Origin of the sequence: Citrobacter sp. TBCP-5362 (assembly GCF_005406305.1) — a bacterium.
In the GTDB taxonomy this organism is placed as follows: Bacteria; Pseudomonadota; Gammaproteobacteria; order Enterobacterales; family Enterobacteriaceae; genus Citrobacter_B; species Citrobacter_B koseri.
Genome location: NZ_CP040234.1, coordinates 2,318,694 through 2,333,265 on the forward strand (window position 1 = coordinate 2,318,694; position 14,572 = coordinate 2,333,265).

General features: G+C 52.1%; 12 protein-coding genes. 5 read left to right on the forward strand and 7 right to left on the reverse strand.

Annotated features, from left to right (window positions below):
• Positions 1 to 94: 94 nt before the first annotated feature.
• Positions 95 to 1,489 (reverse strand): NarK family nitrate/nitrite MFS transporter, encoded by a 1,395-nt coding sequence (locus FD428_RS11045; RefSeq protein WP_114847900.1) that lies wholly within the window; start codon positions 1,487 to 1,489, stop codon positions 95 to 97.
• A gap of 215 nt (positions 1,490 to 1,704) precedes the next feature.
• The gene (locus FD428_RS11050) at positions 1,705 to 2,283 is read right to left on the reverse strand and encodes a TetR family transcriptional regulator (protein ID WP_058669179.1); all 579 of its coding nucleotides are present in this window, start codon (positions 2,281 to 2,283) and stop codon (positions 1,705 to 1,707) included.
• Positions 2,284 to 2,401: 118 nt separating this feature from the next.
• Here FD428_RS11050 and FD428_RS11055 point away from each other — a divergent pair, with 118 nt between their 5' ends.
• Positions 2,402 to 3,889, forward strand: coding sequence for an MFS transporter (locus FD428_RS11055; RefSeq protein ID WP_114847901.1), 1,488 nt, complete (start codon positions 2,402 to 2,404; stop codon positions 3,887 to 3,889).
• 1 nt (position 3,890) lies between these two features.
• Here FD428_RS11055 and FD428_RS11060 read toward each other — a convergent pair whose 3' ends face one another.
• From FD428_RS11060 to yddG, 3 genes are all read right to left on the reverse strand, one after another.
• Positions 3,891 to 4,271, reverse strand: coding sequence for a GFA family protein (locus FD428_RS11060; protein ID WP_114847931.1), 381 nt, complete (start codon positions 4,269 to 4,271; stop codon positions 3,891 to 3,893).
• Between the two features lie 145 nt (positions 4,272 to 4,416).
• Complete coding sequence (gene ompD / locus FD428_RS11065) at positions 4,417 to 5,490, reverse strand: porin OmpD (protein ID WP_012132382.1); 1,074 nt, start codon at positions 5,488 to 5,490, stop codon at positions 4,417 to 4,419.
• A gap of 568 nt (positions 5,491 to 6,058) precedes the next feature.
• Positions 6,059 to 6,940, reverse strand: a complete 882-nt coding sequence (gene yddG / locus FD428_RS11070) for an aromatic amino acid efflux DMT transporter YddG (protein WP_012132385.1) — start codon at positions 6,938 to 6,940, stop codon at positions 6,059 to 6,061.
• A gap of 234 nt (positions 6,941 to 7,174) precedes the next feature.
• Between yddG and fdnG the strand changes: the two genes are divergently transcribed.
• From fdnG to fdnI, 3 genes are read left to right on the forward strand one after another with little or no spacing between them, the layout of a single operon-like run.
• Positions 7,175 to 10,222, forward strand: coding sequence for a formate dehydrogenase-N subunit alpha (fdnG, locus tag FD428_RS11075; RefSeq protein ID WP_077956900.1), 3,048 nt, complete (start codon positions 7,175 to 7,177; stop codon positions 10,220 to 10,222).
• 13 nt (positions 10,223 to 10,235) lie between these two features.
• Entirely contained in the window at positions 10,236 to 11,120 is an 885-nt protein-coding gene (gene fdxH / locus FD428_RS11080) for a formate dehydrogenase subunit beta (RefSeq protein ID WP_012132387.1), read from the forward strand.
• Entirely contained in the window at positions 11,113 to 11,769 is a 657-nt protein-coding gene (gene fdnI, locus FD428_RS11085; RefSeq protein ID WP_012132388.1) for a formate dehydrogenase-N subunit gamma, read from the forward strand. Before fdxH ends, fdnI begins: the two co-directional genes overlap by 8 nt.
• A gap of 137 nt (positions 11,770 to 11,906) precedes the next feature.
• Here the strand turns inward: fdnI and maeA are convergent, their stop codons facing one another.
• Together maeA and sra are read right to left on the reverse strand one after the other, a co-directional pair.
• Complete coding sequence (gene maeA / locus FD428_RS11090) at positions 11,907 to 13,604, reverse strand: malate dehydrogenase (protein ID WP_114847902.1); 1,698 nt, start codon at positions 13,602 to 13,604, stop codon at positions 11,907 to 11,909.
• A 173-nt stretch (positions 13,605 to 13,777) separates the two neighbouring features.
• Positions 13,778 to 13,921 (reverse strand): stationary-phase-induced ribosome-associated protein, encoded by a 144-nt coding sequence (gene sra / locus FD428_RS11095; protein ID WP_024130331.1) that lies wholly within the window; start codon positions 13,919 to 13,921, stop codon positions 13,778 to 13,780.
• A 169-nt stretch (positions 13,922 to 14,090) separates the two neighbouring features.
• Here sra and osmC point away from each other — a divergent pair, with 169 nt between their 5' ends.
• Positions 14,091 to 14,522 carry a peroxiredoxin OsmC gene (gene osmC / locus FD428_RS11100; protein ID WP_012132392.1) on the forward strand — a complete coding sequence of 144 codons (432 nt, stop codon included), beginning with the start codon at positions 14,091 to 14,093 and terminating at the stop codon, positions 14,520 to 14,522.
• The last annotated feature ends 50 nt before the right edge of the window (positions 14,523 to 14,572 follow it).

Genomic DNA, 14,572 nt, shown 5'->3' on the forward strand with positions numbered 1-14,572 from the left:
CGGTCTTGTAGGCCGGATAAGGCGCTGCGCGATTGCCTGATGGCGACGCCCGGCGTCTTATCCGGCCTACGTCCGAACCTGTGATGAATATGTTTTATTTTTTTGTTGCTGCCGGTTTACGGCGACCATAAACCAGCCAGGTCACCAGTACGCAAACGATGTAAAACACCAGAAAGATTTTCATTGCGCCAACCGGCGAGCCGGTCAACGCCAGAGAAGAACCAAAAGCTTTAGGGATAAAGAAACCGCCGACTGCGCCAATCGCAGAGATAAAACCGAGGGCGGCGGCCGTATCGGTCACGGCTTCACGCTGGGCCTGCGCATCTGAGCCGCCGCGCAGTTTCACCCTGTAGATCGTGATCTGGCGGAAAATGACCGCAATCATCTGGAAGGTCGAGCCGCTTCCCAGGCCCGCCGTCAGGAAAAGCCCCATAAACACCAGATAGAAGGCGATAAAACTTCCTGAGCCGGAGCCCGGTAATGTCAGAAACAGCAGGGCGGTAAACAGCGCCATGAAAACGAAGTTAATCAGCGTGACGCGAACGCCGCCGAACTTGTCAGAAATAACGCCGCCCGCAGAACGCGCAAGCGCGCCGATAAACGGGCCAAAGAAGGCCAGTTGCAGAATATTGACGTCGGGAAACTGGGTTTTCGCCAGCATAGCGAATCCTGCGGAGAAACCGATAAAAGAACCGAAGGTGGCGAGATAGAGCAGGCTGAGCAGCCAAAGGTGAAAGCGTTTCAGCACCGGCAGTTGAGACGCGACAGAGGCTTTCGAACTGGCGATATCATTCATCCCGGTCCAGGCTGCGAGGGTCGCGATAAGCAATAACGGCACCCAGATCCACGCGGCGTTCGTCAGCGAAAGCAGCGAGCCATCGGGCTGCGGCACACCTTGTACGCCCAGAAAAGTGAACATGGGCAGGAAAATCACCAGCGGGGCGACAAGTTGCATCACGCTGACGCCAAGGTTGCCTAAACCGCCATTCACGCCGAGGGCGCTACCTTGCTTTGCTTTCGGGAAGAAAAAACTGATGTTGCCCATGCTGGAGGCAAAGTTAGCGCCAGCAAAACCGCACAGCAGCGCAATGATAATAAATACTCCAAAAGGGGTGGATATGTTTTGCACCGCAAAACCGAGCCAGATACAGGGAATAATCAGAATAACTGTGCTAAAAATCGTCCAGCGACGCCCGCCAAATATAGGTACCATAAAGGAGTAGGGCACGCGTAATATAGCCCCGGACAGAGAAGGTAAGGCGGTTAATAAAAAGAGCTGGTCAGTGGTGAAATTAAAACCAATTTTATTCAAATTAACGGCGACGGCGCTAAACAACATCCAGACGCAGAATGCGAGCAATAAACAAGCCACTGATATCCAAAGATTTCTTCGGGCAATGTGTTTACCTTTGTTTTCCCAGAAAGCGGGTTGTTCTGGCCTCCAGTCACTCAAAAGATAACGATTATTTTTCTCATTTTGTAGCGCCATATTGCCCTCACACGCACACGTCGTTCATGAAAAAAAAGAAATAAGTCCAGGAAGGGCGCGCGGGCCCTTTTTAGAATTTATTGAAGACTTTTAAGAATATTGATTGAAAGGATAGATAAAAAAGCGAGACCACGAGGAGTGAAGGGCGGTTAATAAGTTGCTTAAGTGTTACCAAATGTAAACGCAAAAGATGTATTGTTAACTAACGTATAACATCAGCGAAATAACTCCAGCGTAATCATGCGGTCCAGATGCTGCTGGTAGGCAGGGTCGGTCATTTCAGGCATACCGAGGGCGTACATGCCGTCCAGTCCGCAGGCTAATGCGATTAATCGCCAGGCGACATCAGCGGCGGCTGAGGCCAATGAAAATTCACCCGCTTCCTGACCGCCTTCAATGATGGCAGTCGTTTCTTCATGCCACATTTGCATGGTCAGCAGGTAGGCGCTTTTAATTTCCGGGTCGTTATCCGCCAGGATCTGCGCTTCCCGCCAGAGTTTAATGTAGGGCTCTAATCCGCCATCGTCACTCCCCAGCATGGCGTGCAGCCGCATGCGCCAGGTGCAGTGCTCGGGCACCAGGCTGGCATCCAGCAAGGTGCGAATCAGACGAACGAATACCTGAGATTTAAGCTCGCCCGAACTGCTGAAATGGTGGTGGAGTTGCCCGGTCGCGACGCCGGCTTCCTGCGCGATTCGCCTTACCGTCATGCCGCTCAATCCCTCTTCCAGCGCGACGCGCATTGCCGCTTGCAGGATCACCTCACGGCGCTCATCCCGATTCAGATAACTCATGGCTTTCTCCCATTTTCGCAGTTGGCGCAGTGTAACAAAAAGCTGGACATGCGTTCAACTTTCCGTAGGATCGCGAGAGTTGAACATGTGTTCAGTTTTTGCTTTCAAAGGACGTTTTATGTTTCGTCAGTGGTTAACGTTAATGATTATTGTACTGGTCTACATCCCTGTTGCGATTGATGCAACGGTGCTGCACGTTGCCGCACCCACGCTGAGCATGACGTTGGGCGCCAGTGGCAACGAGTTGTTGTGGATCATTGATATTTATTCTCTGGTGATGGCAGGGATGGTATTGCCGATGGGCGCGCTGGGCGATCGAATCGGCTTTAAACGCCTGCTGTTGCTGGGGGGAGGCTTATTCGGTCTTGCGTCGCTGGCGGCAGCGTTCGCCCACAGCGCCAGTTGGCTGATTGCTACCCGCGCGATTCTGGCTATCGGCGCGGCGATGATTGTTCCGGCGACGCTGGCCGGTATCCGCGCCACGTTTTCTGAGGCCCGTCACCGTAATATGGCGCTTGGCGTCTGGGCGGCCGTAGGGTCGGGCGGCGCCGCGTTCGGCCCGCTGGTCGGCGGTATGTTACTGGAGCACTTTTACTGGGGATCGGTCTTCCTGATCAATGTGCCCATTGTCCTGGTGGTGATGGCGTTAACGGCGCGCTTTGTGCCTCGCCAGCCCGGTCGCCGCGATCAGCCATTGAACTTTAGCCATGCGGTCATGCTGATTATCGCCATCCTGCTGCTGGTATACAGCGCGAAAACCGCGCTGAAAGGGCAACTGGCCAGCGGCGTTATCGCCCTGACGCTGATGATCGGCGCGCTGTTGTTGGGCATGTTTATCCGCACGCAGCTCGCCGCAGCGCGCCCGATGATCGATATGCGTCTGTTTACGCATCGCATCATTCTGAGCGGCGTTGTGATGGCGATGACGGCGATGATCACGCTGGTCGGCTTCGAGTTGCTGATGGCGCAGGAGCTTCAGTTTGTTCATGGCTTAACGCCGTATGAAGCAGGGCTGTTTATGCTGCCGGTGATGCTCGCAAGTGGATTCAGCGGCCCCCTTGCCGGGATGCTGGTTTCACGACTGGGATTGCGAACAGTGGCGACTGGCGGCATGGCGCTAAGCGCGCTGAGCTTTTATGGCCTGGCAATGACGGATTTCAGCACGCAGCAATGGCAGGCCTGGTGCCTGATGGCGCTGTTGGGTTTTAGCGCCGCCAGCGCGTTGCTCGCCTCTACCGCCGCCATTATGGCCGCCGCGCCCGCAGAAAAAGCGGCGGCGGCCGGGGCGATAGAAACCATGGCCTATGAACTGGGCGCCGGGCTTGGCATTGCGATCTTTGGCTTGTTGTTAAGCCGCAGCTTTTCCGCATCTATCCTGCTTCCTTCCGGCCTGAACGCAGAGGAAATCGAACGCGCATCGTCGTCAATGGGAGAAGCGGTGCAACTGGCGGATACGCTCTCGCCTTCACTTGGTGAGGCGATACTGGACGCCGCCAGACAGGCGTTTACCTGGTCGCACAGCGTGGCGCTGAGCAGTGCCGGAAGCATGTTAATTCTGTTAGCGGTAGGGATGTGGTTTAGTCTGGCAAAAGTAAAACGCGGCTAACCTAATGTGCTAATTGACAGGGGTAATCCATCGCTTCGATCTCTTTACCGCTCAGGCGAGCGTATTGCCCCGTCAACCGCCAGAACGCAGGTTGCGTTTCGGTATAGATTTCGGCTGCCAGGATCAGACGACGCCGTTCATCTTCGGTTAATTCCAACAGCGTCCAGGGCATAAAATAGCGGTTGCTTTCCGTCAGCCGGAACCACAGCGGACACCCACAACCTGAACAGAAGTAGCGTTCGCCACGCGAAGAAGAAGAGAAGTGAGAGGGTTCTGGTGAATGGGGAGCCATAAGCGGACGACCGCAGGCTTCCAGGTACATCGCAATACCACCAGACCATTTTTGACACAGCGTGCAGTGACAGGCATAAACATCGAGCATTTCAACGTCAACGGTAAAATGACTCTGCCCACAGAGGCAACGTCCTGTGAACGTTTGCACGGCATACTCCTTATGACCGAGGCATACAAAACAAGATAAAAAGCCAGCCCGCTATGGACTGGCTTAGAATTACGCTACAACAGACTTAGAACTGGTAGTTCAGACCAACAGCAACCACGTTGTCAGTGCTCACACGAGCATCTTTAGTGAAGTTGGTATCGTCCAGCAGGTTGATTTTGTAATCAACGAAGGTAGACATGTTTTTATTGAAGTAGTAGGTCGCACCTAAATCAATGTATTCAACCAGATCCTGGTCGCCCCAGCTACCGATGTCTTTACCTTTGGATTTCAGGTAAGCGATGGACGGACGCAGACCGAAGTCGAACTGGTACTGAGCAACAGCTTCAAAGTTCTGAGTCTTGTTAGCAATATGATCGTCACCGAAAGTGGTCATGTTCAGCGTTTCAGAGTAAGTTGCAGCCAAATAGATGTCGTTTGCATCATATTTCAGACCTGCTGCCCATACTTCTGCATTTTTACCGTTAGCGTTAAAATTGCTTGCTGCATTGACTTGTTTGTCAGTACGGTCAGATTTCGCATAGGTAGCACCTACACCGAAGCCTTCGTATTCATAAGTTGCAGACAGACCGAAACCATCACCATTAGCTTCTTGAACACCGTCACGGTCGTTTTTGCCCTGGTACTGAGCAGCAAAGTTCAGACCTTCAACCAGACCGAAGAAGTCAGTATTACGGTAAGTTGCAACGCCGGTAGTACGGCCAGTCATGAACACGTCAGTCTGGGTCCAGGTATCGCCACCGAACTCAGGCAGAACGTCGGTCCATGCGCCGATGTCATATGCAACACCGTAGTTACGACCGTAATCGAAGGAACCAAATTCAGCGAATTTCAGGCCTGCAAATGCCAGACGAGTTTTGTCTTTGTCAGAACCCTGGTTTTCAGAACGGTTGCCTTTAAATTCATATTCCCACTGGCCGAAACCGGTCAGTTGGTCGTTAATCTGAGTTTCACCTTTGAAGCCCAGACGCGCATAAGTTTTATCACCATCACTACCGGTATCATCAGAGAAGTAATGCTGAGCGTGAACTTTACCGTACAGATCCAGTTTGTTGCCGTCTTTGTTATATACCTCAGCTGCGTTTACCGCACCTGCTGCCAACAGGGTAGTCACTGCCACTGCAACTAATTTAAGTTTCATTTTAATTAATCCTTATAATTTTCTTAGCGTGTTTCCTAAACCATTTCTAAACGAGGCTGCTTGTCAATGGCAGACTATTTTTAATAGACGTCGTGGTACTAATTCAATAATAAGTTTCATAAGATTACAAATTATTTGAAGTTGTGTGATCCAGATCTACATAATAGATCTCATGGTATTAATTTTAGATGGGTATATCCTGAGATAATATATTTTCAAAAGGAATTGTTTTGCGGGTGATGGTTTTATTGTCTCTAGTCACGCTTGCTGACTATATACGAAAATACAGTTACAAATGAACATAAAATGCTTTATTTTATCAATTGAATATCATAATTTTAACAAAAACAAAACAAGTGATGAAGTATTATACACTCCGTTCGCCATTCATCAGCAACAACAAATTTTCATTTAAATAACTATATGGCAAGAAGCCAAAAAAAAAGCAAATAAGAATTTTCGAAGAAATAACGCCGATCGCAATATTCATTTAACCGAAATTAATACAGCAGGAAGAGAGTCGGGGCAGCCACAGAACTCGAAAGATAATCCGCCCCAACCACTGACTTCAGGCGCGACGCGTCGCTAACCAACAAAGCAGGGAACCCGCACACACCATAACTGCACCTTGCCAGAATGAAAATGACAGCGGCGCGCTTAACAGGACAGCGGCCAGCGCAGATGACAGTACCGGGGTAAAATAGGACCCCACAGCCATAATCGTGACGTTGCCATGCAAAATACCCACGTTCCATGCTGCATAAGCAAATCCTAACGTCAGGGCAGCAGAAAACAGTTTGATAACGACAGGCGTGCTAAAAATCATCTCCGGCTGCGGCGTCAGAAAATAATGTACCCATAAACTTGCAGCAGTGAGGAGGACAAATATCGTAATGCCATTAAACCCTCTGGCATATTTGTTAGTGACGGTACAGTAGGTTGCCCAGATAAACGCGCCGAGAAAAGCGAGAAAATAGCTTAATGGGCTGGTTGCAATATTGCTGATAATTTCATCAGCATGGAGTCCATGTTCACCGCCTAAAACCCAACAGACGCCGGTTAACGCGACAATTAATCCTGGAACAACCAGCCAGGTTGTTTTTTGTCCATTGAACAAAATAGCAAAAAGAATCGTCAGACTGGGCCATAAATAGTTGACCATGCCGACTTCAATCGCCTGGTGACGCGTTGCTGCATATCCCAGCGAGAGCGCCAGACATATTTCATAACTGACAAACAGTACGCTGCCAGCGATTAAATAACGAACAGGAAAACGACGAATATTGGGGAACCCAACGGTAAAGATGAGCAATAATCCGCTTAGCGAATAAATAGCGGCGGCGCCGCCAACAGGCCCAAGTCCTTCACTTACCCCACGAATAAGCCCGACCATCGTGCTCCAGAGTACGATAGCAATAAGTCCAATTAACGTTGCTTTTTGTGTCGTCATTCTCTCCGTTTATCCCCATTCCTGGTCAAAAAAATATCGCTGAAATTTATAGCACTTTTACACCTTCCCGCGCTAATTCATTGTCTTTCTGATACTCCTTTGGTGGTATATAAACTCGACAAAAAGAACTATTTAGTAGCGGAACCGATTCGTTATTGATTTGACGCAAAAAAGTTATGGATATTGCTGTTAGTTTCCTCGCGAAGTTACATCCCTGGAAAAAAGAGGAAAGCAATGGACGTCAGCCGCAGACAATTTTTTAAAATCTGCGCGGGCGGTATGGCGGGAACAACAGTCGCTGCTCTGGGTTTTGCACCCAAAATGGCACTGGCTCAAGCGCGAAATTATAAGCTGTTACGCGCTAAAGAGATCCGAAACACCTGCACATACTGTTCCGTAGGTTGCGGGCTATTAATGTATAGCCTGGGCGATGGAGCAAAAAACGCAAAAGAAGCAATTTATCACATCGAAGGGGACCCGGATCATCCGGTCAGCCGTGGCGCATTGTGTCCGAAGGGCGCAGGTTTGCTGGACTATGTACACAGTGAAAACCGCTTGCGTTACCCGGAGTATCGCGCGCCCGGTTCAGATAAATGGCAACGCATTAGCTGGGATGACGCGTTCACCCGCATCGCAAAGCTGATGAAAGCCGACCGTGACGCCAACTTTATTGAAAAGAACGAACAGGGCGTAACGGTAAACCGCTGGCTTTCCACGGGGATGCTTTGCGCCTCCGCCGCCAGTAACGAAACAGGCATGTTGACGCAGAAGTTCGCGCGTTCCCTCGGCATGCTGGCAGTAGACAACCAGGCACGCGTCTGACACGGACCAACGGTAGCAAGTCTTGCTCCAACATTTGGTCGCGGTGCGATGACCAACCACTGGGTTGATATCAAAAACGCCAACGTCGTTATGGTGATGGGCGGTAACGCCGCTGAAGCACATCCGGTGGGATTCCGCTGGGCGATAGAAGCGAAAAACAACAACGACGCCACGCTGATTGTCGTCGATCCACGTTTTACACGTACAGCCTCGGTCGCGGATATTTACGCGCCTATTCGTTCCGGTACGGACATTACCTTCCTGTCCGGCGTACTGCTGTATCTGATTGAAAACAATAAAATCAATGCCGAATACGTTAAGCATTACACCAACGCCAGCCTGCTGGTGCGGGACGATTTTGCTTTCGATGATGGTCTGTTTAGCGGCTACGACGCCAAAAAACGCCAGTATGACAAGTCATCCTGGAACTATCAGTTCGACGAAAACGGCTATGCAAAACGTGATGAGACGCTGAGCCATCCGCGCTGCGTATGGAATCTGCTGAAACAACACGTTTCCCGCTATACACCGGATGTTGTCGAAAACATCTGCGGTACGCCAAAAGCCGATTTCCTGAAAGTGTGTGAAGTGCTGGCCTCCACCAGCGCCGCCGATCGTACCACTACCTTCCTGTACGCGCTGGGCTGGACGCAACATACCGTTGGCGCGCAGAACATCCGTACGATGGCGATGATCCAGTTGCTGCTCGGCAACATGGGGATGGCAGGCGGCGGCGTCAACGCCTTACGCGGCCACTCTAACATCCAGGGGTTAACGGATTTAGGTCTGCTTTCCACCAGCCTGAGCGGTTATCTGACTCTGCCGTCTGAGAAGCAGGCGGATCTGCAAACCTATCTGAGCGCAAACACGCCGAAAGCCACGCTGGCTGACCAGGTGAACTACTGGGGCAACTATCCGAAGTTCTTCGTCAGTCTGATGAAATCGTTCTACGGCGATGCGGCGCAGAAAGAGAATGACTGGGGCTTTGAATGGCTGCCGAAGTGGGATCAGGCCTACGACGTCATTAAATACTTCAACATGATGGATAGCGGTAAAGTGACCGGCTACATCTGTCAGGGCTTTAACCCGGTTGCGTCCTTCCCGGACAAAAACAAAGTGGTGCAGTCGCTGAGCAAGCTGAAATACATGGTGGTCATTGACCCACTGGTGACGGAAACCTCCACGTTCTGGCAGAACCACGGCGAGTCTAACGACGTCGATCCGGCGTCGATCCAGACTGAAGTCTTCCGTCTGCCGTCAACCTGTTTTGCCGAAGAAGATGGCTCTATCGCCAACTCTGGCCGCTGGTTGCAGTGGCACTGGAAAGGTCAGGATGCGCCGGGCGAAGCCCGCAACGACGGCCAAATTCTGGCCGGTATTTACCACCGTCTGCGTGAGATGTATCGCAGCGAAGGGGGTAAAGGCGTTGAACCGCTACTGAAGATGAGCTGGGACTACAAACAGCCGGATCATCCTGAGTCTGAAGAGATTGCGAAAGAGAACAACGGCTACGCGCTGGAAGATCTCTATGACGCCAACGGCGTCCTGCTGGCGAAGAAAGGCCAGTTGCTGAGCAGTTTTGCCCAGTTACGCGATGACGGAACGACGTCTTCCTCCTGCTGGATTTATACCGGCAGTTGGACCGAGCAGGGCAACCAGATGGCTAACCGTGACAACGCCGACCCGTCAGGTCTCGGCAATACATTGGGTTGGGCATGGGCATGGCCGCTGAACCGCCGCGTACTGTATAACCGCGCCTCGGCAGACCCGCAGGGTAAACCGTGGGACCCGAAACGGATGCTGATTCAGTGGAACGGGTCGAAGTGGACGGGGAACGATATCCCGGACTTCAACACCGCCGCACCGGGTAGCGCAACCGGGCCGTTTATCATGCAGCCGGAAGGGCTGGGACGTCTGTTCGCCATCGATAAGCTGGCGGAAGGGCCGTTCCCGGAACACTACGAGCCGATGGAAACGCCGCTGGGCACCAACCCGCTGCACCCGAACGTGATCTCCAGCCCGGTCGTTCGTCTGTACGAAGAAGATGCGCGGCGTATGGGCAAGAAAGATCAGTTCCCGTATGTCGGTACAACCTATCGTCTGACCGAACATTTCCACACCTGGACCAAGCACGCACTGCTGAATGCGATTGCTCAGCCAGAGCAGTTTGTGGAAATCAGCGAAAACCTGGCGGCCTCGAAAGGGATTGCCAACGGCGACGCAGTGAAAGTCAGCAGCAAACGTGGATTCATCCGGGCGGTTGCCGTGGTGACCCGACGTCTGCAAACGCTGAACGTCAATGGTCAGCAGGTTGAAACCGTGGGTATTCCGCTGCACTGGGGCTTTGAAGGGGTTGCGCGTAAAGGCTATATCGCGAACACCCTGACGCCAAATGTCGGTGATTCCAACTCGCAAACGCCGGAATATAAAGCGTTTTTAGTTAACATCGAGAAGGCGTAAGGGAGGCGAACATATGTCTTTGGAAACGCAGGACATCATCAAACGGTCTGCAACAAACCCGATCACGCCGCCTCCCCAGGCGCGTGATTATAAAGCGGAAGTCGCAAAACTGATCGACGTCTCCTCCTGCGTAGGCTGTAAAGCCTGCCAGGTGGCTTGTTCCGAGTGGAATGACATTCGTGACGAGGTAGGTCATTGCGTCGGGGTGTATGACAACCCGGCCGATCTTAGCGCGAAATCCTGGACGGTGATGCGTTTTAGCGAAACCGAACAGAACGGCAAGCTGGAATGGCTGATTCGTAAAGACGGCTGTATGCACTGTGAAGATCCGGGCTGCCTGAAAGCATGCCCGTCTGCCGGCGCGATCATCCAGTACGCTAACGGGATTGTTGATTTCCAGTCCGAACATTGTATTGGCTGCGGCTACTGCATCGCCGGGTGTCCATTTAATGTTCCGCGCCTCAATAAAGAGGACAACCGCGTCTATAAATGTACGCTGTGTGTGGATCGCGTCAGTATCGGTCAGGAACCGGCTTGCGTGAAAACTTGCCCAACCGGGGCAATCCATTTCGGCACCAAGAAAGAGATGCTGGAGATGGGGGAGCAGCGCGTGGAGAAACTCAAAGCGCGCGGTTTCGAACATGCCGGTGTTTACAACCCACAAGGTGTGGGCGGTACGCACGTCATGTACGTTCTGCATCACGCGAACCAGCCGGAGCTGTATCACGGCTTACCGAAAGATCCACAGATCGATACCTCTATCAACTTGTGGAAAGGGGCGCTGAAACCTCTGGCTGCCGCCGGGTTTATCGCCACCTTCGCCGGGCTTATCTATCACTACATTGGTATTGGCCCGAACAAGGAAGTGGACGATGAAGAGGAGGACCATCATGAGTAAGTCGAAAATGATTGTGCGCACGAAATTTATCGATCGCGCCTGTCACTGGACGGTGGTGATTTGCTTCTTCCTGGTGTCGCTGTCGGGAATTGCGTTTTTCTTCCCGACGCTGCAATGGCTGACGCAAACCTTCGGGACGCCGCAGATGGGGCGTATTTTGCACCCGTTCTTCGGCGTAGCGATTTTTGTCGCACTGATGTTCATGTTTGTGCGCTTTGTACACCACAACATCCCGGACAAGAAAGATCTTCCGTGGCTGAAGAATATTGTGGAAGTACTGAAGGGCAATGAACACAAAGTCGCCGATGTCGGTAAGTACAATGCCGGGCAGAAAATGATGTTCTGGTCGATCATGAGCATGATTTTCGTGCTGCTGGTGACGGGCGTGATTATCTGGCGTCCGTACTTTGCGCAGTTCTTCCCGATGCAGGTCGTGCGTTACAGCCTGCTGATCCATGCGGCGGCAGGCATCATCCTGATGCACGCCATCCTCATCCATATGTATATGGCATTCTGGGTGAAAGGATCGATTAAAGGGATGATCGAAGGTAAGGTGAGTCGTCGCTGGGCGAAGAAACACCACCCGCGCTGGTATCGCGACGTCGAGAAGGTCGAAGCGAAAAAGGAAAGCAAAGAGGGATTACAATAACCCGCTTTCAAAAGACAAAAGCGCTACGTCTGTAGCGCTTTTTTTTTGCCAACAGAATGCCGGATGGCGCTGCGCTTATCCGGCCGACAACCGTATAAAACGCAGGCCCGGTAAGCGTAGCGCCACCGGGCAAACACTCAGATAGAGGTACGGCGGTAATCGCGGTATTCCGCTTGCCAGAAATTCTCGTCGATGGCTTGCTGTAGCGCTTCTGCGGACGTTTTTACCGCCACGCCCTGTTGCTGCGCCATTTTACCCACGGCAAAGGCAATCGCTCGCGACACGGTCTGAATATCTTTCAGCTCCGGCAATACCAGACCTTCGCCGTTGAGCACCAGCGGAGAGTATTTCGCCAGCGTTTCGCTTGCCGACATCAACATTTCGTCAGTAATACGCGACGCGCCGGACGCAATCACGCCCAGGCCGATCCCCGGGAAGATGTAGGCGTTATTACATTGCGCAATAGGGTAAATTTTATCTTTCCAGGCCACCGGCGCGAAAGGACTGCCGGTCGCGACCAGCGCATTGCCTTCGGTCCAGGCGATGATGTCCTGAGGCGTGGCTTCAACGCGGGACGTCGGGTTAGACAGCGGCATCACGATCGGACGTGGGCAGTGCTTGTGCATCTCGCGAATGATCTCTTCAGTAAAGAGCCCGGTTTGCCCCGACACGCCGATCAGAATGTCCGGCTTCACGTTGCGCACGACATCAAGCAGGGAGAGCACTTCGCTTTCGCTGTCCCAGTGTTGCAGGTTCTCGCGTTTTTGCACCAGCTTCGTCTGGAATGAGAGCAGGTTAGGCATCTGGTCCGTCAACAGACCAAAGCGATCCACCATAAACACTTTCTGGCGAGCGGCTTCTTCGCTGAGCCCTTCGCGTTGGGTCTGCGCGATGATCTGTTCAGCGATCCCGCAACCGGCAGAACCTGCGCCAAGGAAGACGATTTTCTGCTCGCTCAACTGGCTGCCCGCCGCACGGCTGGCGGCAATCAGATTACCGACGGTCACGGCTGCCGTTCCCTGAATATCATCGTTGAAAGAGCAGATTTCATCGCGATAGCGATTAAGCAGCGGCATCGCGTTTTTCTGCGCGAAATCTTCGAATTGCAGCAAGACGTCCGGCCAGCGCTGTTTCACCGCCTGAATAAACTCATCGACGAATTCATAGTATTCGTCATCGGTGATGCGCGGGTTACGCCAGCCCATATAGAGCGGATCGTTCAGCAACTGCTGATTGTTGGTGCCGACGTCCAGCACCACCGGCAGGGTATAGGCCGGGCTGATGCCGCCACAGGCGGTGTACAACGACAGTTTTCCGATTGGAATCCCCATTCCGCCAATGCCCTGGTCGCCAAGACCGAGGATGCGTTCCCCGTCCGTCACCACAATCACTTTGATATTGTGGTTAGGCACGTTTTGCAGGATATCGTCCATGTTGTGGCGGTTCTGATAAGAGATGAACACGCCGCGCGCGCGGCGGTAGATCTCAGAGAAGCGCTCACAGGCGGCGCCCACCGTTGGGGTATAGATAACCGGCATCATCTCATCGAGATGGTTTTGCACCAGTCGGTAGAACAGGGTTTCGTTGGTATCCTGAATGTTGCGCAGATAGATATGTTTATCGATTTCCGTTTTGAATCCCTGATACTGGATCCAGGCGCGCTCCGCCTGTTCTTCAATCGATTCGACCACTTCCGGCAGTAACCCCAGCAGGTTGAAGTTACGGCGTTCTTCTATACTGAAAGCGCTTCCTTTATTCAGGAGAGGAAATTCCAGCAGCACAGGGCCAGCGTAAGGAATATAAAGGGAACGCTGTTTCTTGATTTTGGTTTCCATGTCACTCACTCTTTTTCGAATATCCGTTCCTGGTGCTGTTTTATGGGCGTACTTAGGTTTTCACCAGGGCGTCGGGCAAAGAGTATAAAGCATTGTGAATGAATCCAGGCTTTTGTAAGCAAAAACACCATTGCGGTTGCAATGGTGTTTATCGTCATATCAGAACGGGGCGCTTACTTTTGGCTGTCAGCGTGACGTTTTCTGCCAGTAGGGTTGTTGACCACGCTGACTTTGTCGCCTTCGGTCACGAGTTTGCGTTGGTTGGAAATTTTATGGTCCAGTCCAAGAATATGACGGGCCTGACGGTTCGATTTCATTTTAACTCCTCAATCCTGTTGCTAGTTTTAAGGACAAATTCGCAATTGCGAAAGAAACGTAACCCCTTAGGTTGCTGGTACAGCATAGCAGGTTTTCCCGGGAAGGCGACCGAACGCGTGTAACAGAGTTGGTCTATACTTTCTGTTTTGAGCCAACAGGAGAGCAAGAATGACAATCCATAAGAAAGGTCAGGCACACTGGGAAGGCGATATTAAAGGTGGAAAAGGTACGGTATCGACCGAAAGCGGCGTGTTGAATCAACAACCCTATGGCTTTAATACACGCTTTGAAGGCGTAAAAGGAACCAACCCGGAAGAGTTGATCGGCGCGGCCCACGCGGCCTGTTTCTCGATGGCGCTTTCGCTGATGCTGGGCGAGGCGGGTTTTACCCCATCGTCAATCGACACGACAGCCGATGTCTCGCTGGATAAAGTCGACGCGGGTTTTGCGATCACGAAAATTGCGTTGCACAGTGAAGTGGCCGTACCTGGCATTGATGCGTCCACCTTTGACGGCATTATTCAGAAAGCGAAAGCCGGGTGCCCGGTTTCGCAGGTGCTGAAAGCAGAAATCACGCTGGATTATCAGTTGACGTCATAACGGCATCAATCTCGACGGCCCGGTGATTGAGCGTCGGGTCGGCTCCACAA

Excerpts from the sequence above, each read along its gene's own strand:
- FD428_RS11045 (WP_114847900.1), bottom strand. The coding sequence starts at position 1,489 with ATGGCGCTACAAAATGAGAAAAATAATCGTTATCTTTTGAGTGACTGG.
- FD428_RS11050 (WP_058669179.1), bottom strand. The coding sequence starts at position 2,283 with ATGAGTTATCTGAATCGGGATGAGCGCCGTGAGGTGATCCTGCAAGCG.
- FD428_RS11055 (WP_114847901.1), top strand. The coding sequence starts at position 2,402 with ATGTTTCGTCAGTGGTTAACGTTAATGATTATTGTACTGGTCTACATC.
- FD428_RS11060 (WP_114847931.1), bottom strand. The coding sequence starts at position 4,271 with ATGCTCGATGTTTATGCCTGTCACTGCACGCTGTGTCAAAAATGGTCT.
- ompD (WP_012132382.1), bottom strand. The coding sequence starts at position 5,490 with ATGAAACTTAAATTAGTTGCAGTGGCAGTGACTACCCTGTTGGCAGCA.
- yddG (WP_012132385.1), bottom strand. The coding sequence starts at position 6,940 with ATGACGACACAAAAAGCAACGTTAATTGGACTTATTGCTATCGTACTC.
- fdxH (WP_012132387.1), top strand. The coding sequence starts at position 10,236 with ATGTCTTTGGAAACGCAGGACATCATCAAACGGTCTGCAACAAACCCG.
- fdnI (WP_012132388.1), top strand. The coding sequence starts at position 11,113 with ATGAGTAAGTCGAAAATGATTGTGCGCACGAAATTTATCGATCGCGCC.
- maeA (WP_114847902.1), bottom strand. The coding sequence starts at position 13,604 with ATGGAAACCAAAATCAAGAAACAGCGTTCCCTTTATATTCCTTACGCT.
- sra (WP_024130331.1), bottom strand. The coding sequence starts at position 13,921 with ATGAAATCGAACCGTCAGGCCCGTCATATTCTTGGACTGGACCATAAA.
- osmC (WP_012132392.1), top strand. The coding sequence starts at position 14,091 with ATGACAATCCATAAGAAAGGTCAGGCACACTGGGAAGGCGATATTAAA.